General features: G+C 71.6%; 22 protein-coding genes and 2 tRNA genes. 20 read left to right on the forward strand and 4 right to left on the reverse strand.

What is annotated here, in order from left to right; translation table 11 throughout:
• Positions 1–13 precede the first annotated feature (13 nt).
• Complete coding sequence (locus J3P44_RS14025) at positions 14–1,129, reverse strand: DNA glycosylase AlkZ-like family protein (RefSeq protein ID WP_255891055.1); 1,116 nt, start codon at positions 1,127–1,129, stop codon at positions 14–16.
• Between the two features lie 207 nt (positions 1,130–1,336).
• Here J3P44_RS14025 and cimA point away from each other — a divergent pair, with 207 nt between their 5' ends.
• Positions 1,337–2,917, forward strand: coding sequence for a citramalate synthase (cimA, locus tag J3P44_RS14030; protein ID WP_255891056.1), 1,581 nt, complete (start codon positions 1,337–1,339; stop codon positions 2,915–2,917).
• A gap of 2 nt (positions 2,918–2,919) precedes the next feature.
• Here cimA and J3P44_RS14035 read toward each other — a convergent pair whose 3' ends face one another.
• Positions 2,920–3,510: a TetR/AcrR family transcriptional regulator gene (locus tag J3P44_RS14035; RefSeq protein WP_255891057.1), complete on the reverse strand. Its 591-nt coding sequence runs from the start codon at positions 3,508–3,510 to the stop codon at positions 2,920–2,922.
• Positions 3,511–3,582: 72 nt separating this feature from the next.
• On the opposite strand from J3P44_RS14035, the gene J3P44_RS14040 reads away from it, so the two are divergent.
• The 4 genes from J3P44_RS14040 (at position 3,583) to J3P44_RS14055 (ending at position 6,611) form a co-directional block, all read left to right on the forward strand.
• Positions 3,583–4,140: an NADPH-dependent FMN reductase gene (locus tag J3P44_RS14040; RefSeq protein WP_255891058.1), complete on the forward strand. Its 558-nt coding sequence runs from the start codon at positions 3,583–3,585 to the stop codon at positions 4,138–4,140.
• Positions 4,141–4,192: 52 nt separating this feature from the next.
• Positions 4,193–5,584: an amidase gene (locus J3P44_RS14045; RefSeq protein WP_255891059.1), complete on the forward strand. Its 1,392-nt coding sequence runs from the start codon at positions 4,193–4,195 to the stop codon at positions 5,582–5,584.
• 9 nt (positions 5,585–5,593) lie between these two features.
• Positions 5,594–5,986 (forward strand): VOC family protein, encoded by a 393-nt coding sequence (locus J3P44_RS14050; protein WP_255891060.1) that lies wholly within the window; start codon positions 5,594–5,596, stop codon positions 5,984–5,986.
• Positions 5,987–6,050: 64 nt separating this feature from the next.
• The gene (locus tag J3P44_RS14055; RefSeq protein WP_255891061.1) at positions 6,051–6,611 is read left to right on the forward strand and encodes a TetR family transcriptional regulator; all 561 of its coding nucleotides are present in this window, start codon (positions 6,051–6,053) and stop codon (positions 6,609–6,611) included.
• Positions 6,612–6,677: 66 nt separating this feature from the next.
• Here J3P44_RS14055 and J3P44_RS25545 read toward each other — a convergent pair whose 3' ends face one another.
• Positions 6,678–7,286 (reverse strand): pentapeptide repeat-containing protein, encoded by a 609-nt coding sequence (locus J3P44_RS25545; RefSeq protein ID WP_255891062.1) that lies wholly within the window; start codon positions 7,284–7,286, stop codon positions 6,678–6,680.
• 44 nt (positions 7,287–7,330) lie between these two features.
• Between J3P44_RS25545 and J3P44_RS14065 the strand changes: the two genes are divergently transcribed.
• Complete coding sequence (locus J3P44_RS14065; protein ID WP_255891063.1) at positions 7,331–7,972, forward strand: sulfotransferase family protein; 642 nt, start codon at positions 7,331–7,333, stop codon at positions 7,970–7,972.
• Positions 7,972–8,505 (forward strand): ribonuclease FAU-1 family protein, encoded by a 534-nt coding sequence (locus tag J3P44_RS14070; protein WP_255891064.1) that lies wholly within the window; start codon positions 7,972–7,974, stop codon positions 8,503–8,505. Before J3P44_RS14065 ends, J3P44_RS14070 begins: the two co-directional genes overlap by 1 nt.
• 39 nt (positions 8,506–8,544) lie before the next feature.
• Here the strand turns inward: J3P44_RS14070 and J3P44_RS14075 are convergent, their stop codons facing one another.
• Complete coding sequence (locus J3P44_RS14075) at positions 8,545–9,402, reverse strand: 3-methyladenine DNA glycosylase (RefSeq protein WP_255891065.1); 858 nt, start codon at positions 9,400–9,402, stop codon at positions 8,545–8,547.
• 72 nt (positions 9,403–9,474) lie between these two features.
• On the opposite strand from J3P44_RS14075, the gene J3P44_RS14080 reads away from it, so the two are divergent.
• The 13 genes from J3P44_RS14080 (at position 9,475) to xylA (ending at position 23,622) form a co-directional block, all read left to right on the forward strand.
• Entirely contained in the window at positions 9,475–10,842 is a 1,368-nt protein-coding gene (locus J3P44_RS14080) for a pyridoxal phosphate-dependent decarboxylase family protein (RefSeq protein ID WP_255891066.1), read from the forward strand.
• 10 nt (positions 10,843–10,852) lie between these two features.
• On the forward strand, positions 10,853–11,665 hold the full coding sequence (locus tag J3P44_RS14085) for a fumarylacetoacetate hydrolase family protein (protein WP_255891067.1): 813 nt from the start codon (positions 10,853–10,855) through the stop codon (positions 11,663–11,665).
• 8 nt (positions 11,666–11,673) lie between these two features.
• Positions 11,674–13,140 carry a glutamate--tRNA ligase gene (gene gltX / locus J3P44_RS14090; RefSeq protein WP_255891068.1) on the forward strand — a complete coding sequence of 489 codons (1,467 nt, stop codon included), beginning with the start codon at positions 11,674–11,676 and terminating at the stop codon, positions 13,138–13,140.
• Between the two features lie 10 nt (positions 13,141–13,150).
• Positions 13,151–14,155 (forward strand): CPBP family intramembrane glutamic endopeptidase, encoded by a 1,005-nt coding sequence (locus tag J3P44_RS14095; protein ID WP_255891069.1) that lies wholly within the window; start codon positions 13,151–13,153, stop codon positions 14,153–14,155.
• A gap of 71 nt (positions 14,156–14,226) precedes the next feature.
• Positions 14,227–14,298 (forward strand) — tRNA-Gln (locus tag J3P44_RS14100).
• Between the two features lie 86 nt (positions 14,299–14,384).
• Positions 14,385–14,460 (forward strand) — tRNA-Glu (locus tag J3P44_RS14105).
• Positions 14,461–14,540: 80 nt separating this feature from the next.
• Entirely contained in the window at positions 14,541–15,965 is a 1,425-nt protein-coding gene (gene xylB / locus J3P44_RS14110) for a xylulokinase (RefSeq protein WP_255891070.1), read from the forward strand.
• A gap of 106 nt (positions 15,966–16,071) precedes the next feature.
• Entirely contained in the window at positions 16,072–17,337 is a 1,266-nt protein-coding gene (locus J3P44_RS14115; protein WP_255891071.1) for an ROK family protein, read from the forward strand.
• Entirely contained in the window at positions 17,334–18,866 is a 1,533-nt protein-coding gene (locus J3P44_RS14120) for a sugar ABC transporter ATP-binding protein (protein WP_255891073.1), read from the forward strand. Before J3P44_RS14115 ends, J3P44_RS14120 begins: the two co-directional genes overlap by 4 nt.
• Positions 18,863–19,957: an ABC transporter permease gene (locus tag J3P44_RS14125; RefSeq protein WP_255891074.1), complete on the forward strand. Its 1,095-nt coding sequence runs from the start codon at positions 18,863–18,865 to the stop codon at positions 19,955–19,957. The genes J3P44_RS14120 and J3P44_RS14125 overlap by 4 nt, the downstream gene beginning before the upstream one ends.
• A gap of 125 nt (positions 19,958–20,082) precedes the next feature.
• Positions 20,083–21,153, forward strand: a complete 1,071-nt coding sequence (locus J3P44_RS14130) for a substrate-binding domain-containing protein (RefSeq protein ID WP_255891075.1) — start codon at positions 20,083–20,085, stop codon at positions 21,151–21,153.
• 118 nt (positions 21,154–21,271) lie between these two features.
• On the forward strand, positions 21,272–22,465 hold the full coding sequence (locus J3P44_RS14135; RefSeq protein WP_255891076.1) for a Gfo/Idh/MocA family protein: 1,194 nt from the start codon (positions 21,272–21,274) through the stop codon (positions 22,463–22,465).
• The gene (xylA, locus tag J3P44_RS14140) at positions 22,462–23,622 is read left to right on the forward strand and encodes a xylose isomerase (protein WP_255891077.1); all 1,161 of its coding nucleotides are present in this window, start codon (positions 22,462–22,464) and stop codon (positions 23,620–23,622) included. The genes J3P44_RS14135 and xylA overlap by 4 nt, the downstream gene beginning before the upstream one ends.
• Positions 23,623–23,740: the final 118 nt, after the last annotated feature.

A 23,740-nucleotide genomic window follows, 5' to 3' on the forward strand; every position in this document is an offset into this window, starting at 1 on the left:
TGTGCCCACGGGGCTAGGACGTCAGGACCAACCGGAGGTCCGCACCGAGGATCCCGGCCAACCGGCCGGCCTCCTCCTCGAGCGCCGCGTCGGGCCGTGGGCGATCGTCCAGCCACGTCACCGTCAGCTCGTCACGTCGGCGCGACCAGGTGCCGCACACGACCCCGCCGGCGGTCACCGGGTTGGCCTTGCGTGTCATCAGGTCGCGTCGCGGTGACGGGGTGACGTGGACGTCCTTGGTCCCTGGACCCATCACCCACTGGTCGTGCCCGGGGAGGAAGCGCACCGCCGCGGACGGCCGTGCGAGCGCCAGCGCATCGACGTCCTCGTGCAGGACGTACGCCTCGGTGCCCTCCAGGTCGATCGGGACCAGTCGGTCCCCGAGCTCGGCGAGCCAGCTCCCGAGCCGCTTCCGACCGGCGCTCAGCCCGTCGCCGAGCCAGTGGTGGAGGTTGTCGAGCGGTGCCGGTCCGTAGGTCCGGAAGTAGGCGGTGATCGCTCGCGGACCGGCCTCGTCGAGGTCCGGGATGCCCGCCCACCTCGGGTTGTCGGCGAGGCTGTGCAGAAGGCGCTGTCCGTCACGGACCGCGCCCAGGCTCGCGTCCCCCTGCCACGTCAGCGGCTTGATCAGGGTGCCCGCGCCCTCGTCGAAGACCGGCTGCAGGTGACGGTAGGCACGCTGCCGGGCCAGCGCTTGGCCCAGCTCGGGCACGGTCAGCGGTCCGTCGGCCAGGGCCTCGCGCACCGCGGCCCGGAAGTCGGGCCAGTCCGAGGGAGTGAGCCGGTAGTGGTCGACCCAGCTCTGCAGCTCCCACTGGCGACCGGCGGCCCGGAGTGCCAGGTAGGTGCCGCCCTCCTGGGGGGACAGGTAGTGCATGGCCCCGCGGAGCGCGAACATCTTGATCACCTCGCCGTCGTCCAGCGCACGTGCCAACTCGCCCGGCTGCGACACCTGCCGGCGCGTGCGCACGGCGAGCTCGGCGAGGGACTCGTCCATCGCGAGCACCGCACCCAGGCGGCGTACGACGTCGGCGGGCGACGCGGTGCCCACCGGTTCGAGGAACTGGCGCTCCATCCGCCAGGAGAGCGCCTGCCGCCATGTCGTCGCTGCCTCGGTCGCCCGCGTCATCCCGGCAGCCTCGCACGCGTCGCGGACGCCAGGCGTCCGGCTTCGGACCGGATCGCGAGACGTCGATCTCACGCCGAGCGAATCGGGCACCATCGTCTCGTGACCACCAGCACGATCTTCATTGCCTAGCGCGACGGGACTCCCCGCCGCGCCGACCTCCTGCACCCCAGGAGGTTTTTTTGTACCCACTGACCGAGAGAACTTCCGATGGACCTGCACGGCGCGTTCCACGTCTACGACACCACCCTGCGCGACGGCGCCCAGCAGGAGGGGCTCAACCTGTCCGTCGCCGACAAGCTGAGCATCGCCAGGCAGCTCGACGACCTGGGTGTGGGCTACATCGAGGGCGGCTGGCCGGGCTCCAACCCCAAGGACACCGAGTTCTTCCGCCGCGCCGGTCAGGAGCTGGAGCTGCGCCACGCCAAGCTCGCGGCGTTCGGCGCGACCCGGCGCGCGGGCGTACGAGCCGCGGACGATCCGCTGGTCGCCGCCCTGCGCGACAGCGGGGCGGGTGTCGTCACCCTGGTGGCCAAGTCGCACGACCGCCACGTCGAGCTCGCGTTGCGCACCACGCTGGAGGAGAACCTCGCGATGGTGTGCGACACCGTCACCCACCTGCGCGAGGAGGGGCAGACCGTCTTCCTCGACGCGGAGCACTTCTTCGACGGCTACCGCGGCAACCGGGCGTACGCCCTGGAGGTGCTGCGCACCGCGGCCGAGGCCGGTGCCGAGGTCGTCGCGCTCTGCGACACCAACGGCGGCATGCTGCCCGACTGGGTCTCCGACGTCGTCCTCGACGTGATCGAGTCGACCGGCGCGCGCGTCGGCATCCACGCCCACAACGACAGCGGGTGCGCCGTCGCCAACTCCCTCGCCGCCGTCGCCGCCGGCGCGACGCACGTCCAGGGCTGCATCAACGGCTACGGCGAGCGCACCGGCAACGCCGACCTCGTCACCGTCGTCGCCAACCTCGAGCTCAAGCTCGACCGCAACGTCCTGCCCCCCGGCCTGCTCCGAGACGCCACCCGCATCGCCCACGCCGTCGCCGAGGTCACCAACGTCCCGCCCGCCTCACGCCAGCCCTACGTCGGAACGTCGGCGTTCGCGCACAAGGCCGGGCTCCATGCGAGTGCGATCAAGGTCGACCCCAACCTCTACCAGCACATGGACCCGGTCGGCGTCGGCAACGACATGCGCCTGCTCGTCTCGGACATGGCCGGCCGCGCCTCGATCGAGCTCAAGGGCCGCGAGCTCGGCTACGACCTGTCCGACGACCGCGAGCTGGTCACCCGTGTGACGGCGCGGGTCAAGGAGATGGAGCAGAACGGCCACACCTTCGAGGCGGCCGACGCGTCCTTCGAGCTGCTGCTCGCCGAGGAGGTCGAGGGCACCCGTCCGTCGTACTTCGACGTCGAGTCGTGGCGGGTGATCACCGAGACCCGTCCCGACGGCGAGGCGATCTCCGAGGCGACGGTGAAGCTACGGGCGGAGGGCGTCAGGTACGTCGTCACGGGTGAGGGCAACGGCCCCGTCAACGCCCTCGACGCCGCACTGCGCGAGGCGATCGGCCAGGCCTTCCCCGAGGTCGCGAAGTTCGAGCTGATCGACTACAAGGTCCGCATCCTCGACCAGGGCCACGGCACGGACGCCATCACCCGCGTGCTCATCGAGACCACCGACGGCGAGTCGTCCTGGGTCACCGTCGGCGTCGGCGCCAACGTGATCGAGGCCTCGTGGGGTGCGCTGGTGGACGGGCTGACCTTCGGCCTGCGGCGCCACCACCGCTGAGCTCAGGCGCCGACCACTCGGCGTACGAGGTCGTCCCAGCCCGCCTCGACCCGCTCGACCGGGATCCGGTCGCGGGTGACCTGCTGCTCCAGCACCACCGCCTCGAGTGGTGCGAGCAGGGCCGTGGCGAGCAGCTGCAGGTCGCCGTCGACGCCCAGCTCGCGGAGAAGGTAGCGCGCGTGCAGGTTGGCGAACGACATCGCGGCCACCGACCGTTGGCCCGCCTTGCCGGCGGCCTCGATGAGGGAGGCGTGCGTGAGGTTGGTCCGCAGTCGCGAGTGACCGAACGCCAGCAGCCGCTCCATCGCCGGGGCGCCCGGCCCGAGCGGCGGGGGGCCCGAGAGCACCGATGCCTGCCACTGCGTCTCGGACGTGTTCAGCACCGCGGCCATCAGGCCCTCGCGGCTCTCGAAGCGCCGGAACAACGTCCCCTTGCCGACCCCGGCCTCCGACGCGACCGTGTCCATCGTCACGCTGTCGACCCCCTGCGTCTCCACCAGGCGGAGCGCCGCTGCGAGGATGGCCTCGCGGTTGCGCGCCGCGTCGGCCCGCTCCCGGGCGGGCTCGTCGGCCAGGGGGAGCAGTCGGGTCACGCCGCCAGCCTAGGCACGGAGAAACTTCGTCCGCATCGGAATAGAAGCGGACCGCGGTCCGTTTAAGCCTGCATGACTACTGACAAGCAGACCCGTGTCGCCGTCCTGCTCGGCTCCACCCGCGCCGGAAGCCTCAACCGCCGCATCGCCGAGCACCTCCGCGACCACGCCCCCGCGGGTGTCACCGTCGACGTCGTCGAGGGCCTCGACGACGTCCCGTTCTACACCGAGGAGCTCGACGGCGAGACCGCGCCCGCCAGCGCCTCCGCGCTGCGCCAGGCCGTCGCCTCCGCGGACCGCGTCCTCGCGGTAACGCCGGAGTACAACGGCACCATGCCGGCCGTCCTCAACAACGCCATCGACTGGCTGTCGCGCCCCTACGGCCAGGGCGCCATCGTCGGCAAGCCCTTCGCGGCCATCGGCGCCACCCCGACGCCGTACGGCGGCAAGTGGTCGCACGAGCACGCCCGTCACTCCGCCACCATCGCCGGAGCCGTGGTCGTCGACGGGATCGTCGTCGACGTGGCCGCCCTCGAGGGTGACCCGCTGGCCGACGAGGCGTCGGTCCAACGCCTGCTCGGTGCCCTCGACGACCTCGTCGCCCACCAGGTCGAGGCCGCCGTCGCCTGACCCGGACCGACCGAGCCCGGCCAACTGGCCTGTGGGCCGGTACGGTCGGCGTGTGCTGCACGACCTGACCGCGCTCGAGCAGGGCGACGCCGTACGCAACGGTGACGTGTCGCCGCTCGAGCTGGTCGAGCACTACGCCGGCCGTGCCGACCGGGTCGGTGCGTTCGTCACGACCACCCACGAGCTGGCTCGTGACCATGCGCGCCGGCTCACTGTGACGGGACGACCTGCGGACGCCGGTCCGCTCTGGGGCGTCCCCACGGCCATCAAGGACCTGCACCCCACGGCCGGGGTGCGCACCACCTTCGGCTCGGCGGCGTACGACGACTTCGTGCCGCAGGTGTCCGACGAGCTCGTCGTCTCGATCGAGGCGGCGGGCATGCCGAGCCTCGGCAAGACGAACACCCCGGAGTTCGGCTCGCCCTGCTACACCGAGCCCGACGTCGCCCCGCCTGCGGTGACACCGTGGGACACCACGCGCACCGCCGGCGGGTCGTCCGGTGGTGCCGCGGCCGCGGTCGCCGCCGGGCTGCTGCCGGTCGCGCCCGGCTCCGACGGGGGCGGCTCCATCCGGATCCCCGCCTCCTGCTGCGGACTCGTCGGCCTCAAGCCTTCGCGCGGGCGGGTCAGCGGAGCCCCGATGTACGGCGACCCCGTCGGTCTCGCGACCGCCGGCACGCTCGCGCGTACGGTCCGCGACGCGGCGGCGCTGCTCGACGTCCTGGCCGGCCGTCGGGTCGGTGACCCCTTCTGGGCGCCGCCGCCGTCCGCATCCTTCCTCGCGGCGTGTGACCGGGACCCCGGCAGGCTCCGTGTCGGGCGCTTCGCCGTCCCCGTCATCACCGACACCACCGTCGCCCCGTCGAGCGTCCTCGCCTGGGATGACGCGTCCCGGCTGCTGGAGTCGCTCGGCCACGACGTCGAGGGCGTGGCGGTCCCGATCCCACCCGAGGCGGTCGCCGACTTCGAGACCTGTTGGGCGGTGCTCACCGCGCTGTCGCCGGCGCCGCCGGGTCGCGAGGACCGGCTCCGTCCGCTGACCCGCTGGCTCGCCGAGCGCGGGCACGCGGTCAGCGGCCCGGAGTTCGGGCTGGCCATCGGTCGGCTGCGCCAGCACGCGGCGGCCGCGCTGGCGTCGCTGGCGCCGTACGACGTCGTCCTCACCCCGACCCTCGCGGCCCCTCCGGTCGAGGTCGGAGCGTTGCGCGACGACGCCGACCCCGCGCGCGACTTCGCCAACCAGAAGGCCTTCACGCCCTGGACCAGTGCGTGGAACGTCACCGGGATGCCGGCCGTCTCGCTGCCGCTGCACATGACCGGCGACGGCCTGCCGGTCGGGGTGATGCTGGCCGCGCGGCCGGCCGAGGAGGAGCTGTTGCTGTCGGTCGCCGCGCAGGTCGAGGCGGCTGCCCCATGGCTGGACAGACGACCGCCCGGCTGGTGAGGTGGCGGCATGGGTGAGCTGACGCCGTACATCTGCGTCGCCGACGCGCGCCGCTCGATCGAGTGGTACGTCGACGTGCTCGGAGCCCAGGTGGTGTTCGAGCCGATCGTCATGGACGACGGCCGCATCGGTCACGTCGAGCTCGCCGTCGGTGACGGGCGCTGGATGATGTCCGACGAGTTCGCGAGCGCCGGAGTGGCGGCGCCCGACACGTCCCGCGGTGCGGCGATCTCGCTGCACCTCGAGGTCGACGACGTCGATGCGGTCTGCGAGCGCGTGGTCGGGTCCGGCGTCACGCTGGACCGGGGCCCGGAGGACAGCCCGCCTGCGGGGCGGGTGGCGGTGTTCCGCGACCCGTTCGGGCACCGGTGGTTCGTCAACCAGCCGCTGACCGCGACCTGAACGGCGTTCAGGTTAGGGTGGTCGCGAACGCCTCGTCGACGTAGGACCCAGGCCAGGAGGGTGTGTGGCTCACAACCGCAGCGACGTGCTGGCGCACGCCGTCACCCTGCTCGACACCCACGGACTCGCCGCGCTGACCATGCGCAGGCTGGGGGCCGAGCTCGGCGTGCAGCCGAGCGCGATCTACCACCACTTCGCCAGCAAGCAGGCGCTGCTCGCTGCGGTCGCCGACGAGATCCTGGCCCGTGGTGCCCGTCCGAGGACGGCGGCTGAGTGGCCCGACCAGCTGCGCGAGGTCTGCTCGGAGCTGCGCCACGCGATGCTCGCCTGTACCGACGGCGCCGACGTCGTCGCCACGGTGTGGGCCTTCGGCCTCGGCGCGGAGGCGCCGGTGAAGGAGATGGAGGCGATCCTCACCTCCGCCGACGTTCCGGACGAGCTGGTGGCCGTCGCGTCGCGGACGCTGGTCCACTACGTCTTCGGGCACGCCTTCGAGGAGCAGACCGCGCGCCAGGCGGTCAGCCTCGGCGCGGTCGAGCGGTCCCTGGAGTCGCTGCCCGACTTCGACCTGGGGCTCGCGCTGGTCATCGACGGCCTGCGGGCCCGCCTCCACGGGGCGGCTTGAGCGGCCCCCGGTCCGCTCGACGCGCGGCATGACGCGCGGCAGGCGACCACGACGCGCACCCAGTCGTCAGGCGGAGGTGTCGACAGCGGCGCCGTGGAGCTCCGCGAGGAGCACGGCGCCGGCGAGGTCGAGCCGGGTCCCCTTGAGCACGGCCGCGGAGAGGTCGACGCCGTCGAGGCTCGCGCCGCGCAGGTCGGCTCGGTCGAGGTTGGCCTCCCTCAGCAGCGCACGGTCGAGCCGAGCCCGGGCCAGGGTGGCGAGGGTGAGGTCGGACATCGACAGGTCGGCCTCGCGGAGGTCCACACCAGAGAGGTCGAGCCGCGAGAGGTTCGTGCCGCGGATCGTGACGCCGAGCCACGAGCCGCCGGTCACCGTGAGCGGTCGGAGCACGCACTCGGAGAAGACGCTGCCGACCAGCTTGCAGCCGTCGAGCGTCGCGTCGAAGAACGACGTACGCCGGAAGTCGCAGCCGACGAACGCGGTCGCGGTGTGGGTCGAGGCGTTGAAGCGCCCGCCGTGGAAGGTGCACCGCTCGAACGTCGCGCCCGACGTGGTGGCCTCGGAGAGGTCGACGTCGGTGAAGGTGCACTCGACGAAACGGGCCGCGCCGAGGTCGTCGCCATACCAGTCGTCGCCCCGGAAGTGCTCGCCTGTGGCTGTCCGGGGCTCGGTCACGGCAGCCACCGTATCCGCGGCGCCGGACGGATAGGGTCATCCCCGTGATTGCGTCCCACCGACACCGCTTCATCTTCCTCAAGACCCGCAAGACGGCGGGAACGAGCGTGGAGATCGCCCTGTCCAAGGTGTGCGGACCCGACGACATCATCACCGAGATCAGCCCCGAGGACGAGGCGCTGCGCCAGGCCGCCGGTGGCCGGGCGCCGCAGAACTTCGAGTCGCCGCCTCTGCCGCGCAAGGCCTACAACCACATGGGCGCCAAGGCCACGCGAGACCTGGTCGGGGCGGAGGCGTTCGCCGACTACTTCACCTTCGCGATCGAGCGGAACCCGTGGGACGCGGTCGTCTCGCTCTACTTCTGGAAGTACAAGGACCGCCCCGAGCTGCCGGACTTCGAGGCCTACGTCCAGGAGATCTGGATCGAGCAGCTGGCCAACAACCGCCGGCTCTACCGCATCGGCGGCAAGATGGCGCTCGACCGGGTGCTGCGCTACGAGAGCCTCGACGCCGAGCTCCGCGAGGTCTGGGAGCAGCTCGCCCTGCCCGGTACGCCGGACCTGCCGCGCGCCAAGGGCAACGCTCGCCCGGCGGGGCACTACCGGGAGCTCTACACCGACGCCTCGCGCGAGCGGGTGGCGACGGTGTTCGCGGACACGATCGAGACCTTCGGCTACGAGTTCTGATGTTCGCGCCCGGCGAGGTGATCTCGCGACGCGAGGTGCTCCACGGCGAGCTGTGGCTCTCGCACCCCGTGACGGTGGTCGCCGACGACGGCGACGTCCTGGCGACGCGGCTCGACCCGGGGTCGCCGTTCACCTTCCCCGACCACCCGTTCGGGTCGCATCCGTGGCGCGCACACGCGCAGTGGGGCGGCTCGACCGTCCTCCACCTCACCCGGGCCGGCACGGCGTACGGCGTGTGGAAGTTCTTCGACACCGACGGCACGTTCCGTCACTGGTACGTCAACTTCGAGCCGCCGCTCACGCGCGTGCCGGGCGGCTACGACACAGGTGACCACGGCCTGGACCTGATCATCCATCCCGACGGTCGGCGGGAGTGGAAGGACGTCGAGGACCTCCACCACCAGCGGGCCGAGGGCCGGATCTCGCTCGAGACGGTCGGCGAGGTGCTGGCGACCGCCGCTGGGCTGGTGGGGCTGCTCGATGAGGACCGGCGCTGGTGGGCCGGCTGGGACGACTGGACGCCTTTCGGCTAGGTCGAGGTCCGCTCGCACATGGTGCGAGTGGACGTCGACCTAGGCCGACGCGAGCAGACGCTCGCACTCGGCGATCAGCCTCGCCCGCAGGGGAGCGCCCCGCTCGGCGAACCCGCGCTGCGCCTCGACGTACGCCGCCTTGCCCTCCGCCGTCTCGATCGTGACCGGCTCGAAGCCGAGGTCGGCGAGGTCGTACGGCGCCGCGCGCATGTCGAGCACGCGGATGTCGCGGGCGAGCTCGAAGCAGTCGGCGACCAGCTCGCTGGGAACCATCGGGGTGAGCCGGAAGGCGTGCTTGTAGAGGTCCATCCCCGCATGCAGGCAGCCCGGCTGCTCGAGCTCCGCCCGGTCGTCACGACCCGGCTGGAGGGTGTTGAGCGGGCGCGCCGACGGGGTGAAGAAGCGGAAGGCGTCGAAGTGCGAGCAGGCGATCCGGTGAGACTCGACCACTGCGTCCGTGCCCTGCTGTCCCAGTCGCAACGGCCAGTCGTGGCGGGTCCCGGACCCGGACTGGGAGGCCCGGTGGACCATCGCCCACTCGTGCAGGCCGAAGCAGCCGAACTGCGGTGCGCGCCCCGCGGTGGCGGTGAGGAGGGTGTGCAGCTGCGTGATGAGCGGCCTCTGCGAGGCGAGGTACGACGACGAGACGGCGACGGGGTCGGGGGAGTAGCCCTTGAGGTCGGCGTAGTCAGCTGCGTCCTCGAGGGCAACGCCGAAGCCGGGGTGCCACCGCCGCAGCTGCGCGGGACGCTGGGAGTAGTAGGTGAAGAGGAAGTCGTGGACCGGGTGCTTGACCTTGTCGGCCCGGCGCGCGAGGTGCGGCTCGACGAACTCGTCGACGCGAGTGGCGTGGGCGTCGGCCAGGGGACGCCACTCGGCCGCGGGAAGCACCTTCACTGGCCCGAGTCTAGGGCCAGACCAGTGGCTCATCCGCTCGACCCAGGAGCCGATCGAGCGGACACTGACGAGATGGACAGCGACCGCAGTGCCGGCCTCGACCGCGCGCACGCCCTGGCTCTCGAGTGGCACGCCTCGCTCGCCGACCGCCCGGTGCCGCCCCGCCTGACGACCGAGGGCGTGGCCGGGCGCCTCGACCCGGTCCTTCCCGACGGTCCGACCGATGCGGCGACGGTCGTCGACGAGCTCGCCGAGGCCTGCGGCCCGGGGCTGACGGCGATGCCCAGCGGTCGGTTCTTCGGCTTCGTCATCGGCGGCACCCACCCCGCAGCGCTCGCCGTCGACTGGCTGGTGAGCGCGTGGGACCAGAACTCCGGCCTGCGCATGCTGACCCCCGCCCACTCCGCGATCGAGGACCTCACCGAGACGTGGCTGCTGGACCTGCTGGGCCTGCCTCCGGGCAGTGCCGTCGGCTTCGTGACCGGCGGGACCATGGCCAACTTCACGTGCCTCGCGGCGGCTCGCGACGAGGTGCTGCGTCGCCACGGCTGGGACGTCGCGGCACAGGGACTGACCGACTCACCCGGCGTACGCGTCCTCGTCGGGGCCGAGCGGCACGACACCATCGACCTGGCGCTGCGCTACCTCGGGCTCGGCTCGCCCGAGCCGGTCGCGGCCGACGACCAGGGCCGCATCGAGCCCGCCGCCCTGGCGGCCGCCCTCGACGCGGGCGACGGTCGCCCCACGATCGTCTGCCTCCAGGCCGGCAACGTGCACTCCGGCGCGTTCGACCCGTTCGAGGCGTGCATCGCGGCGGCGCACGACGCAGGCGCGTGGGTCCACGTCGACGGGGCCTTCGGTCTCTTCGCCGCCGCCTCGCCGGCGCGGCGCTACCTCGTCGCGGGCCAGGACGCCGCCGACTCCTGGGCGACGGACGCCCACAAGACGCTCAACGTCCCCTACGACTGCGGCCTGGCGATCGTCCGCGACCGGGCAGCACTGCGCGCGGCGATGGGCATGCACGGCGACTACCTCATCCACGACGCCGCCGGGGAGCCGTTCGACAAGGTCCCCGAGATCAGCCGCCGCGGCCGCGCGTTCCCGGTCTGGGCGGTGCTGCGCTCGCTCGGCCGCGACGGCGTCGCGGCGCTGGTCGACGGGTTCTGCGACCACGCGCGGACCTTCGCCGACGGCATCGCGGCCATCGAGGGGGCCGAGGTGCTCAACGACGTCGAGTTCACCCAGGTCTGCGCGACCTTCGGCGACGACGAGCGCACCCGCGCGGTGGTCGATGCGATGCTCGCCGATGGCACGGCGTGGACGACGGGCTCCCGGTGGCGCGCCCGCGCGGTCCTGCGCGTCAGTGTCAGCAACTGGTCGACGACGACCGAGGACGTGGAGGCCAGCCTCGCCGCGCTGCGGCGCGCAGCCGCTCGATAGGCTCGCGCGCATGCGCATCTGTCGGTTCAGCACGGGCGAGGAGCCGCGGTTCGGCGTCGTCACCGGGGAGGTCGACCAGTTCGGCCAGCCCGCCGAGGACTCGGTCGTGGTGGCCCTCGTCGGCGACCCGCTCTACGTCGGGATCAAGCTCCTCGACGAGGAGCACAAGCTCAGCGACGTACGACTCCTCGCGCCGATCATCCCGCGCAGCAAGGTCGTCGGCATCGGCCGCAACTACGCCGCCCACGCAGCCGAGATGGGCGGAGAGGTGCCCGCGGAGCCGCTGATGTTCCTCAAGCCCAACACCACGGTCATCGGTCCCGGCGACCCGATCTACTACCCGCCCCAGACCTCCGACCTCCACTACGAGGGCGAGCTCGCCGTCGTCATCGGGCGCATCTGCCGCGACGTCCCGGTCGAGCAGGCCACGGACGTGATCTTCGGCTACACGATCGCCAACGACGTGACCGCGCGTGACCTGCAGAAGTCCGACGTGCAGTTCACCCGGGCCAAGGGCTTCGACTCCTTCTGCCCACTGGGACCGTGGATCGAGACCGACCTGGACCCGCAGGACTTCGCCGACGGCCGCGAGGTGCAGACCTACCTCAACGGCGACGTCGTCCAGGACGGCACCACCGCCGACATGATCTTCGACGTGCCGAGCCTGGTCGCGCACGTCTCCTCCGTGATGACGCTGCTGCCCGGCGACGTGATCCTCACCGGCACCCCCGCGGGTGTCGGTCCGATGCATGTCGGTGACGAGGTCGAGATCTCGATCGCCGGCATCGGCGCCCTGACCAACCCCGTAGCCAAGAGAGCCTGAGCACCCACATGTCGTCGCCCGTCCGCGTCCGTTTCTGTCCCTCGCCCACCGGCTCCCCGCACGTCGGCCTCGTCCGCACGGCCCTGTTCAACTGGGCCTTCGCGCGCCACCACGGCGGTTCGATCGTGTTCCGCATGGAGGACACGGACCGGGAGCGCAGCACGCAGGAGTCCTACGACGCGATCCTGGAGCTGTGGCGCTGGCTCGGCCTCGACTGGGACGAGGGCATCGAGGTCGGCGGACCCCACGGTCCCTACAAGCAGAGCGAGCGCGGCGACATCTACCGCGACGTGCTCGCCCGCCTGGCCGAGTCGTCCTACACCTACGACTGCTTCTGCACTAACGACGAGGTCACTGCTCGCCGCCAAGCCTCCGGCTCGAAGATGCAGGGGTACGACGGCTTCTGCCGGGACCTGTCCGCCGAGCAGCGGGCCGCCTTCGAGGCCGAGGGACGCTCGGCCGTCGTGCGGTTCCGGATGCCCGACGGCTCGATCACGTGGAACGACCTCGTTCGCGGCGACATCACCTTCGAGACCGAGAACGTGCCCGACTACGCGCTCTCGCGCGCCAACGGCGACCCGCTCTACACGCTGGTCAACCCGATCGACGACGCGCTGATGGAGATCACCCACGTCCTGCGCGGCGAGGACCTGCTCTCGAGCACCCCACGCCAGCTGGCGCTCTTCGAGGCGCTCGTCGCACTCGGCATCGCCAAGGAGGTGCCGGCCTACGGCCACCTGCCCTACGTCATGGGTCAGGGCAACAAGAAGCTGTCCAAGCGCGACCCGGAGGCGCACGCCCTGGCCTACCGCGAGCAGGGCTTCCTGGCCGAGGGCCTCCTCAACTACCTCGCGCTCCTGGGCTGGGCGATCGCCGCCGACCGCGACGTCTTCACGCTTGCCGAGATGGTCGAGAAGTTCGACATCTTGGACGTCAATCCCAACCCCGCGCGCTTCGACCTCAAGAAGGCCGAGGCCATCAACGCCTCGCAGATGCGCCTGCTCTCCGTCGAGGAGATCACCCACCGCGTCCTGCCCTTCCTCAAGGACGCAGGCGTGGTCGGCGACCCGGTGTCCGCCGCGGACGCGCAGCTGCTCGAGCTCGCGATGCCGCTGGTCGCCGAGCGGATCAACAAGCTCGCCGAGGCACCGGCGATGCTCGGCTTCCTGTTCGTCGACGAGGCCGACTTCGAGCGCGACGCCGACGACGTCGCCAAGCTGCTCGACGACACCGGCCGCGGCGTCGTCAAGACGGCGTACGACGCTCTCGCGGGGCTGCACGTGTGGTCGACCGCGGCCATCGAGGAGGCGCTTCGGGTGGCGCTGATCGAGGGCATGGAGCTCAAGCCGCGGGTGGCCTTCGGCCCCGTCCGGGTAGCGGTCACCGGCAAGCGCATCAGCCCGCCGCTGTTCGAGTCGATGGAGCTGCTGGGCCGCGAGCGAAGCCTGGCGCGCCTGCAGTCCGCGCTGGCCTGACGAGGGCGTCGTGACCACTCCGCTGGCGCCGGACTTCCGGCCGCACTACCACCAGCTGCACCGGGTCGGGCGTCCCGGCTGGTGGCGCTCGCTGGTCGGGGCGCTGCTCCTGCTGGTGCTCGTCTTCGGAGTCGTGCCGCTGGTCCTCGGCGCGATCGCGTTCGTGCTCCTGCTGGCGGTGGGGAACAGCTCCGCCGAGGCCGGCGCCATCCTCGACGTCACAGCAGAGACCACGCCGACGGGGCTGGCGCTGCTCAACATCGTGATCGCGGCGGCGATCCCGCTCACGTGGGCGGTCACGTGGTGGCTGCACCGGCTCAAGCCGCGATGGCTGTCGTCGGTCGGTCCGAGGCTGCGCTGGCGCTACCTCCTCGTCTGCCTCGGCCTGTCCGTGGTGGCGCTGCTGGCGTCACTGGGCGTCAGCCTGCTGCTGCCACTGGCGCCGGGCGAGGCACCCATCGGCGAGGTCAACGAGCTCACCTCTCGCACGCGCGACTTCATGCTGGTGATCCTGCTGCTCACGCCGCTCCAGGCGGCCGGCGAGGAGTACCTCTTCCGCGGCTACCTGACCCAGGCCTTCGGGTCACTGGTGTGGGCGCGGCGGGCCTCGCAGGTGCTCGCCGTGCTGGGACCGGCGCTGATCTTCGCGCTCTTCCACGGGCTCTCCCAGGACGCACCGGTGTTCTTCGACCGCTTCGCCTTCGGAGTCATGGCGGGCATCCTGGTCATCCGCACCGGCGGCCTCGAGGCCGCCATCGCGATGCACGTCCTCAACAACTTCCTGGCCTTCGGGCTCGCCCTCGCCTTCGGCGACCTCACCACCGCGCTGACGGCCACGGGGGACAGCAGCTGGTGGATGATCCTCTCCACGCTGACCCAGTCGCTGGTCTACCTCGCGCTCGCCACGTGGCTCGCGAAGGTCATGGGGATGGTCGACGTGGGTCCGCCGATCGGGCAGATGCTGCCGCCCCCGTCGGGGGACCCCGTTTTGGAGGCCCCGCCTCCGCGCGTGTAACGTTCGGGATCGGTTCTGCAAGAACCGCGTGGTGGTCAGGACGATCGCACAAGGTCGGTCTGATACCCCCATGGGGTATGGTGTAATTGGCAACACGGCTGGTTCTGGTCCAGTTGTTCTAGGTTCGAGTCCTAGTACCCCAGCGAGTCCGGGCCGTCAGGTTCGGATTTGGTGCGTCACTCCAACTTCGGTAGAGTTTCGCCCGCCGCTCGTCGAGCGGCACCTGCAAGCCCCCGTCGTCTAGCGGCCTAGGACGTCGCCCTCTCACGGCGGTAACGCCGGTTCAAATCCGGTCGGGGGTACCAACGCAGAACGAAGGGCCCGGTCTCCGACCGGGCCCTTCGTCGTGCGGTCCTTCGTCGTGCGTGGGCTAGCATCCGCGACCATGAATTCCGGGGCACGACTCGTTGCCGGCATCGACTCATCGACCCAGTCCTGCAAGGTCGTCGTCCGCGACGCCGCGACCGGAGCACTCGTGCGACAGGGGAGGGCCTCCCATCCCGAGGGCACCGAGGTCCACCCGGACCACTGGTGGACGGCCCTCAACCAGGCCGTCGAGGCGGCCGGCGGGCTCGACGACGTGGCCGCCGTGAGCATCGGGGGCCAGCAGCACGGCATGGTCTGCCTCGACGAGAGCGGCTCGGTCGTACGCCCAGCCCTGCTCTGGAACGACACCCGTTCCGCCCCTGCGGCCCGCGACCTGGTCGACGAGCTCGGCGGACCCGATGCGGGCGGACGTGCCTGGGCCGAGGCCGTCGGCGTCGTACCCGTGGCGTCGTTCACCGTGACGAAGCTGCGCTGGCTGGCCGAGCACGAGCCGGAGCACGCCCGGCGCACGGCGGCGGTGTGCCTGCCCCACGACTGGCTGACGTGGAGGCTCTCGGGCAGCACCGACCTCGCCGACCTGACCACCGACCGCAGCGACGCCAGCGGGACCGGCTACTGGTCCGCCGCGACTGGGGACTACCGGACCGACCTCCTCCAGCGCGCCTTCGGCTCGGTGCCGCACCTGCCGCGCGTGGTGGCACCCGGCGCCGTGGCCGGCACGACCCGGGACGGGACGGTCCTGGGAGCCGGTGCGGGGGACAACGCGGCCGCCGCGCTCGGGCTGGGTGCCGGCGAGGGCGACGTGGTCGTCTCGATCGGCACGTCGGGCGTGGTCACCGCAGTGACGAGCACGCCGACCGTGGATCCGTCGGGCGCGGTGGCGGGGTTCGCGGATGCCACGGGGCTGTTCCTCCCGCTCGTCGCAACTCTCAACGCTGCCCGGGTCCTCGACGCCGCCGCCCGACTGCTGGACGTCGACCACGCCGCCCTGTCGGCGTTGGCGATGGCGGCACCGTCCGGCGCCGGCGGACTGGTCCTGGTGCCCTACCTCGAGGGCGAACGCACCCCCAACCTCCCCGACGCGACGGGCTCGCTGCACGGGCTCACCCTCGCCACGGCGACGCGTCCGATGCTGGCCCGCGCCGCCGTGGAGGGCCTCTTCTGCGGCCTGGCCGACGGCCTCGACGCCGTCGTCGCGGCGGGAGTCGACCCCTCGCGGGTGCTGCTCGTGGGCGGTGCCGCTGCCTCCGACGCCGTGCGCACCGTCGCCGCCGAGGTGCTCGGCGTGCCGGTGGACGTGCCGCCCCCCGGGGAGTACGTCGCCGACGGCGCGGCGCGCCAGGCGGCCTGGGCCGAGTCCGGTGCCGATGCTCCGCCCGTCTGGGAGCGGGAGGGGACGCGGCGCTACGAGGCCGAGCCGGTCCCGCACGTGCGCGCGCGGTATGCCGCCGCCCGCGACAAGCACCTCGAGCGGCCGGTCTGAGAAAACCTGCAAGCAGGCCTTGACGTGACGTGTGTCACCGACTTAGTTTGGCGGTCCATCAAACTAATCAGTGACGCAGGTCACAGCAAACGATCGAGGGTCTCCGATGCAGGTGCGCGACAGCTGGCAGGCAGCCGGCTCCGGCGGTGCCGACCAGGGCACCGTCCGCCGCGCGAACCTCAGCCTGCTGCTGCGCAGCCTGCGTGACGGCGGTCCTCGGTCCCGCGCCCGCCTGGCCGCCGACCTGGGCCTCAACAAGGCGACCGTCTCCAGTTTGGTCGGCGAGCTGATCGACCGCGGCCTCGCCCGCGAGGGGAGTGCCGAGCGGGGGGCCGTGGGCCGCCCGGGCACGATCGTGGAGGTCAACGGCAGCGGTGCCTTCGGGGTCGGGGCCGAGATCAACGTGCACCACGTCAGCACGCTGGCGGTCGACCTCGCGGGCACCAAGGTGAGTGAGCGGCGTACGTCCGTCGACACGCGGGGGCTGCGACCCGAGCAGGTCGTCGACAGGCTCGTCGAGCTCCTGCAAGGGACGCTGGGCGACCTCGACGAGCTCGGCGCGGTCCCGGTCTCCGTCGTCGTCGGCGTCGCCGGCCTCGTCGACCGCGACCGCGGCACGGTCTCGGTCGCACCCAACCTGGGATGGCAGGGCGTCGAGCTCGCCGGCCTGCTGCGGACCAAGCTGGGCGACCCCGCCTACCTCGTCGACGTGGACAACGAGGCCAACCTCGCCGCCGTCGCCGAGGCCACCCCGGGGGATCCCGACCGGCGCGACATCCTGGTCGTCCACGGCGAGGTCGGCATCGGCGGCGGCATCGTCGCCGACGGCCGTCCCTTCCAGGGCCGCCTCGGCTTCGCCGGGGAGTTCGGGCACATGGTCGTCGACCGCGGTGGTCGCCGGTGCGGATGCGGGCGTACGGGCTGCTGGGAGACCGTCATCGGACTCAGCAGGCTGATCGAGGTGGCGACCGACGAGGGCGACGCCCTGCGCTCCCCGGACCTGGGCCTGGAGGCGAAGGTCGAGGAGATCAACCGCCGCGCGGCAGCCGACGACGAGCGCATGCTCGACGCCCTGCACGAGGTCGGGCGCTGGGTCGGCATCGGTGCCGCCGCCCTCACCAATGCCCTGAACCCCGGGATGATCGTCCTGTCCGGCTACCTCGGCGAGGTCGGCGAGTGGTTCCAGGACGACGTCGAGACCGAGCTCGCCAGCGGCGTGCTCGCTCCCGACTCCGGGGGCACCCGCATCGGCCTCTCGACCCTCGGGTTCTCGGCGGCAGTCTGCGGTGCTGCGGCCGTTGCCATCGAGCACGTCTTCGACGACCCGACGCTGGTGCGCCGCGCGACCGACTCCCTGGAGGCGATGTCATGACAGAGACCCCGACCGCCCGCTCGGGCCAGCCGCTCCTGGAGATGCGCGGCATCGTCAAGCGCTTCCCCGGTGTCCTGGCACTGGGCGGCGTCGAGCTCGAGGTGCGCGCCGGCGAGGTGCACTGCCTGCTGGGCCAGAACGGCGCCGGCAAGTCGACGCTCATCAAGGTGCTCTCGGCCAGCTACCAGCCCGACGAGGGCGAGATCTTCTGGGAGGGCCAGCCGGTCTCCCTCACGACCCCGCAGGCGGCCATGGACCTCGGGATCTCCACGATCTACCAGGAGCTCGACCTCGTCCCCGACCTCAGCGTCGCCGAGAACATCTTCCTCGGCCACGAGTTCAGCACGGCCGGCTTCAGCCAGCGCGGCGAGACCACCCGGCGGGCACGGGAGCTGCTCGCCCGCCTCGGCCACCGGGAGATCCCCGCGGGCCGGTCCGTGGGGCGGCTCTCACCCGCCGCCCAGCAGATCGTGAGCATGGCCCGTGCCCTGTCCCACGACACCCGCCTGCTCATCCTCGACGAGCCGTCGGCCGTGCTCGACCAGGGCGAGGTCGACAACCTCTTCCGCGTGATCCGCGACCTCACCGCCGAGGGCGTCGCGATCGTCTACATCTCGCACCGTCTCGAGGAGATCCGTCAGATCGGCGACCGGATCACCGTGCTCAAGGACGGCAGCACTGTCGCGACCGGACTCGCCGTGGCGGACACCCCGACGTCCGAGCTGATCAAGCTGATGACCGGGCGCTCGATCGAGTACGTGTTCCCGCCGCGAGGAAAGGCCGTCCCGAGGTCGGCCGAGCCCATCCTCGAGGTGAGCGGCCTCGAGCTGCCCGGGGTCTTCTCCGGAGTCGACCTGAGCGTCCGGGCCGGGGAGATCGTTGGTCTCGCCGGACTCGTCGGCGCGGGCCGCTCGGAGATCCTCGAGACGCTCTACGGCGCGCGCCGACCCTCCGCCGGGACCGTGCGGGTCAACGGGCGCGAGCTGCGGCGCGCCTCGGTCCCAGCCGCGGTCAAGGCCGGCGTCGGCCTCTGCCCGGAGGAGCGCAAGAGCCAGGGCCTGCTGCTCGACCAGGCCGTCTACCGCAACATCACCATCTCCACGCTGGGACGCTTCGCACGTCTCGGCTTCCTCGACAGCCGGGACGAGCGCCGCCGCGCGGCCACGGTCACGGAGTCGCTGGACGTACGTCCCGCAGGCGTCGACCGGCTCGTACGCCTCCTCTCGGGCGGCAACCAGCAGAAGGTCGTGCTGTCCCGCTGGCTGCTCCGGGAGTGCCGGGTGCTGCTGCTGGACGAGCCGACGCGCGGCGTCGACGTCGGTGCCCGCGCCGAGATCTACGCCGTGGTCCGTTCGCTGGCCGACTCCGGTGTCGCAGTCGTCGTCGTGTCGAGCGAGGTCGAGGAAGTGCTCGGGCTCGCGGACCGGGTGCTCGTGGTCCGCGAGGGCCGCGTCGTGCACGAGGGTCCGGCGGACGAGATAGACGAGTCCCGGGTCCTGGATCTGGTCATGGAAGGAAAGGTCGCATGAGCGAGCAGAGCACGAGCCCGGGAGCCGACAAGGGGCCCGACACGGGCGCCGTCGAGAACACCGTGGCCCCCACCACCGACACCGTCCGCGTCGAGACGGCGGCCGCCGAGACCGAACGGGACACCGGCGGCGGGCTGATGAGCGGGTCCTTCGGCCGCAACATCGGTCTGGTCCTGGCGCTGCTGCTGATCTGCGCCGCGGGGGTGATCACCGCGGGCGACCGGTTCGCCAGCATCGACAACAGCCTGACGATCCTCCGGTTCGCCGCCACCATCGGCGTGGTCAGCATCGGCATGACGTTCGTGGTCACCGGCGGCGGTTTCGACCTGTCGGTCGGCGCGATCCTCGCGCTCGCCTCGGTGTGGTCGACGACCTTCGCCACGCAGAACATGGCCGAGGACACGCACTGGATCCTCATGGTGTTCGCCGCGCTCGCCGTGGGCGCCGGGTGCGGTCTCGTCAACGGGGTGGTGATCGCCTACGGCAAGGTCGTCCCGTTCATCACGACGCTGGCCATGCTGGCCGCCGCCCGGGGGCTGGCGGAGATCATCTCCGAGCGGCGTACGCAGATCGTGCGCAACGAGGGCTTCAAGGACTTCTTCTCCGCCGACGTCGCGGGTGTCCCGCTGATCGTCGTGATCTTCGTGCTCGTCTCGGCAGGCGGCTGGGTGCTGCTCAACCGCACCACGTTCGGCCGGCGCACCCTCGCGGTCGGCGGCAACCCCGAGGCGGCGCGCCTCGCCGGCATCAACGTCAACCGACACACGGTGATGCTCTACGTCCTGGTCGGGCTCTGCTGCGGCCTCGCCGCGCTGATGCTCATCGGTCGCACGTCCACCGGCAGCTCGACGCACGGTGACCAGTACGAGCTCGACGCCATCGCCGCCGTGGTCATCGGCGGCACCCTGCTCTCCGGCGGGCGCGGCACCATCGTCGGCACCGTCCTCGGCGTCCTGATCTTCTCCACGTTGAGCAACGTCTTCACCCTCAACAACCAGGACACCTCGACCCAGGCGGTCGCCAAGGGCCTGATCATCGTCGTCGCCGTGCTGCTCCAGCAGCGTCTGGCCCGCCGCGCAACCACGACCTAGCTACCGCCACCCACGACTCGGGAACACCGCACCACACAGCAAGACCAGCACCACCCGCATGGCCGGTCAGCTCGGGCGCCCGGCACGGCACCACCGCACCCAACCAGACCCAAGGAGCACATCTCATGCGACTGCGCACCACTACCCAACGGCAGCAGAGCCGCCGCTACCCCGGCCTCGTGGTCGGCGCGGTCGCCGTCCTGGCCCTCACCGCCTGCACCGGCAGTGCCGAGGACGCCGCCGACGACGACGGTGGCGACTCCACCCCCGTGGCCGCCGCCGGCAGCAATGACGAGGAAGGGGACATGGTCACCATCGGCTTCTCGGCACCCGCGGCGGACCACGGCTGGATGGGCGCCATCACCGAGAACGTCCGCGACCTCGCCGAGCAGTACCCCGACATCGACCTGCAGATCGCGGAGGGCACCAACGACGTCAACCTGCAGATCAGCCAGGTCGAGACCTTCATCAACGACGAGGTTGACGCCATCGTCCTCCTGCCGTTCGACGGGGCCGCGATGACGCCCATCGCCCTCGAGGCCATGGAGGCCGGGATCCCCGTCATCAACGTCGACCGCGAGTTCGACGACCCCAACGCCGCCCGCGTCACCGTCCTCGGCGACAACTACGGCATGGGGGTCTCGGCCGGGCAGTACATGTGCGAGCAGTTCGGCGACAAGCCCGACGCCGTCATCGCCGAGATCGCCGGCATCGACTCGCTGCCGCTGACCCAGGACCGCAGCCAGGGCTTCGAGGACGCCCTCGCCGAGTGCGACCTGGAGGTCTCCAACCGCGTCGCGGCCGACTTCACCGTCGAGGGCGGCGAGGAGGAGGCGGCCAAGCTCCTGCAGGCGGCTCCGAAGATCGACGGCCTCTGGAACCACGACGACGACCAGGGCGTGGGCGTGCTCGCGGCCATCGAGAACGCCGGTCGTGACGAGTTCGTCATGGTGGGCGGCGCCGGCTCGGCCAACGCGATGCGGGAGATCCAGGACGACAGCGGCGTCCTCAAGGCGACGGTCATCTACCCGTCGACCCAGGGTGCCGACGGCGTCAAGCTCGCGCGGCTGCTCCTGCAGCAGAAGGCGATGAGCGACCTCGACGAGGTCGAGGTGCCCCGCACCATCCAGCTCTACGCCCCGGTCGTGACCTCGGACAACGTCGACCAGTACATCGACTCCGCCTTCGAGTCCTGACCGACCGGCCCGCGGCGGCTCTCCGGACCGGAGAGCCGCCGCGGACCCACCCGGCACCGTCTCTCGGCCGGTGTCGCCTGCCCGCTCCCGTCCCTTCGCCCCTGCACGAGGAGGTCCGATGACCACCGCTCCTGACGCCCCCGGCGTCGAACCTGACCTGTCGGTCGGCATGGTGGGGTACGCCTTCATGGGCGCCGCGCACTCCCAGGCCTGGCGCACCGCCCCCCGGTTCTTCGACCTCCCGCTGCGACCCCGGATGACGGCCGTCGCCGGCCGGGACGAGGCCCGCGTCAAGGCCGCCGCCGCCCGCCTGGGGTGGGACTCCACCGAGACCTCGTGGCAGTCCCTGATCGAGCGGGACGACATCGACCTGGTTGACGTCTGCACCCCGGGAGACACCCACGCCGAGATCGTCATCGCGGCCTTGGAGGCCGGCAAGCACGTCCTGTGCGAGAAGCCCATGGCCAACACCGTCGATGAGGCCGAGGCGATGACCCGGGCCGCCGAGAAGGCAGCGCTGTCCGGCGTCCGCTCGATGGTGGGCTTCACCTACCGACGCGTGCCCGCCATCGCGCTCGCCCGCCGGCTCGTCGCGGACGGGCGCATCGGCACCCTCCACCACGTGCGTGCGCAGTACCTCCAGGACTGGATCGTCGACCCCGAGGCACCGCTGTCCTGGCGTCTCGACAAGGACAAGGCCGGCTCCGGCGCCCTCGGTGACATCGGAGCCCACATCATCGACCTGGCGCAGTTCATCACCGGCGAGAGCATCAGCCGCGTCTCGGGCCGGCTGTGCACCATCGTCGACGAGCGACCCCTGCCGAGCGAGCACTCCGGTCTCTCCGGCAAGGCCGGCACGGGAACGGGCAAGGTCACCGTCGACGACGCGGCAATGTTCCTCGCCGAGCTCACCGGGGGAGCACTGGGCGTCTTCGAGGCCACCCGGTTCGCCAACGGGCGCAAGAACGCCATCCGCATCGAGGTCAACGGCTCCCGGGGCAGCCTGGCCTTCGACTTCGAGGACATGAACCTGCTGCACTTCTTCGACGGCACCGAGGACGCCGGCACCGCCGGCTTCCGCCGGATCATGGTCACCGAGGAGCAGCACCCCTATGTCGGTGCCTGGTGGCCGCCCGGCCACATCATCGGCTACGAGCACAGCTTCATCCACCAGGCGGTCGACCTGGTCCGCGACATCGCGGCCGGCACCGACCCCACCCCATCCTTCGCCGACGGCCTCCAGGTGCAACGCGTCCTGGCCGCGGTCGAGACAAGTTCCGACACCGACTCGTGGCAGGAGATCCCCACATGACCGACTACACCCCCACCCCAGAGGACAAGTTCTCCTTCGGTCTGTGGACCGTCGGGTGGCAGGGCACCGACGTGTTCGGCCCGAGCTCGCGCCCGTTGCTCGACCCCGTCGAGGCGACGTACCAGCTCGCCGAGCTCGGTGCCGCCGCGGTCACCTTTCACGACGATGACCTGCTCCCCGACGAGGCGGACCGCGACGCGACCCTCGAGCGCTTCGAGAAGGCGCTGGCTGAGACCGGTCTTGCGGTCGAGATGGTGACCACCAACCTGTTCAGCCACCCGGTGTTCAAGGAGGGCGCGCTCACGGCCAACAACCGTGAGGTGCGTCGCTACGCCCTGGCCAAGGTGCTGCGCAACATCGACCTGGCCGCCTCGCTGGGCGCGAAGACGTTCGTCCTCTGGGGCGGTCGCGAAGGTGCCGAGCACGGCGCCGCCAAGGACGTCCAGGCGGCGCTCGACCGCTACGCCGAGTCGCTCAACCTGCTGTGCTCCTACGTCAAGGAGCAGGGCTACGACATCCGGTTCGCCCTCGAGCCCAAGCCCAACGAGCCGCGCGGCGACATCCTGCTCCCCACGATCGGCCACGCCCTCGCCCTCATCTCCGAGCTCGACGAGCCGTCCATGGTCGGGCTCAACCCCGAGGTCGGGCACGAGGAGATGGCGGGCCTCAACTTCGCTCAGGGCATCAGCCAGGCGCTGTGGCACGACAAGCTCTTCCACATCGACCTCAACGGCCAGCACGGTCCCCGCTTCGACCAGGACCTGCGCTTCGGCGCCGGCAACCTCCGTGGTGCGTTCTGGACCGTCGACGCCATCCTCGGAGCGGGGGCGGGCAAGGCCTACGACGGTTACGTCCACTTCGACTACAAGCCGCCGCGTGCCGAGGCCATCGACGGCGTGTGGGACTCCGCGCGGTCGTGCATGCGCAACTACCTCATCCTCCGCGAGCGGGTGCAGGCCTTCCGGGCCGATCCCGACGTGGCCGCGGCGCTCACCGCCGCCGAGGTGGAGACCCTGAGGACGCCGACCCTCGCCGACGGTGAGTCGCTGGCCGACCTCCGCGGCGCGTCGTACGACGTGGACGGCCTCGCTGCCCGCAGCGTCGGGATGGAGGCCCTCGACCAGCTTGCCCTCGAGCACCTGATGGGGGCCCGCTGACCCCTGTCCCGCGCCCGGTCGGCCGCCGAATCCGGCTGGGCGCACACCGCACGACAGGGGCCGAACGCCCGGGGACCCGCCCTGGAACTCACGGAGCGCATCCGTCGAACACTGAAGG

The sequence above is a fragment of the Nocardioides astragali genome (assembly GCF_024436375.1).
Lineage (GTDB): Bacteria > Actinomycetota > Actinomycetes > Propionibacteriales > Nocardioidaceae > Nocardioides > Nocardioides astragali.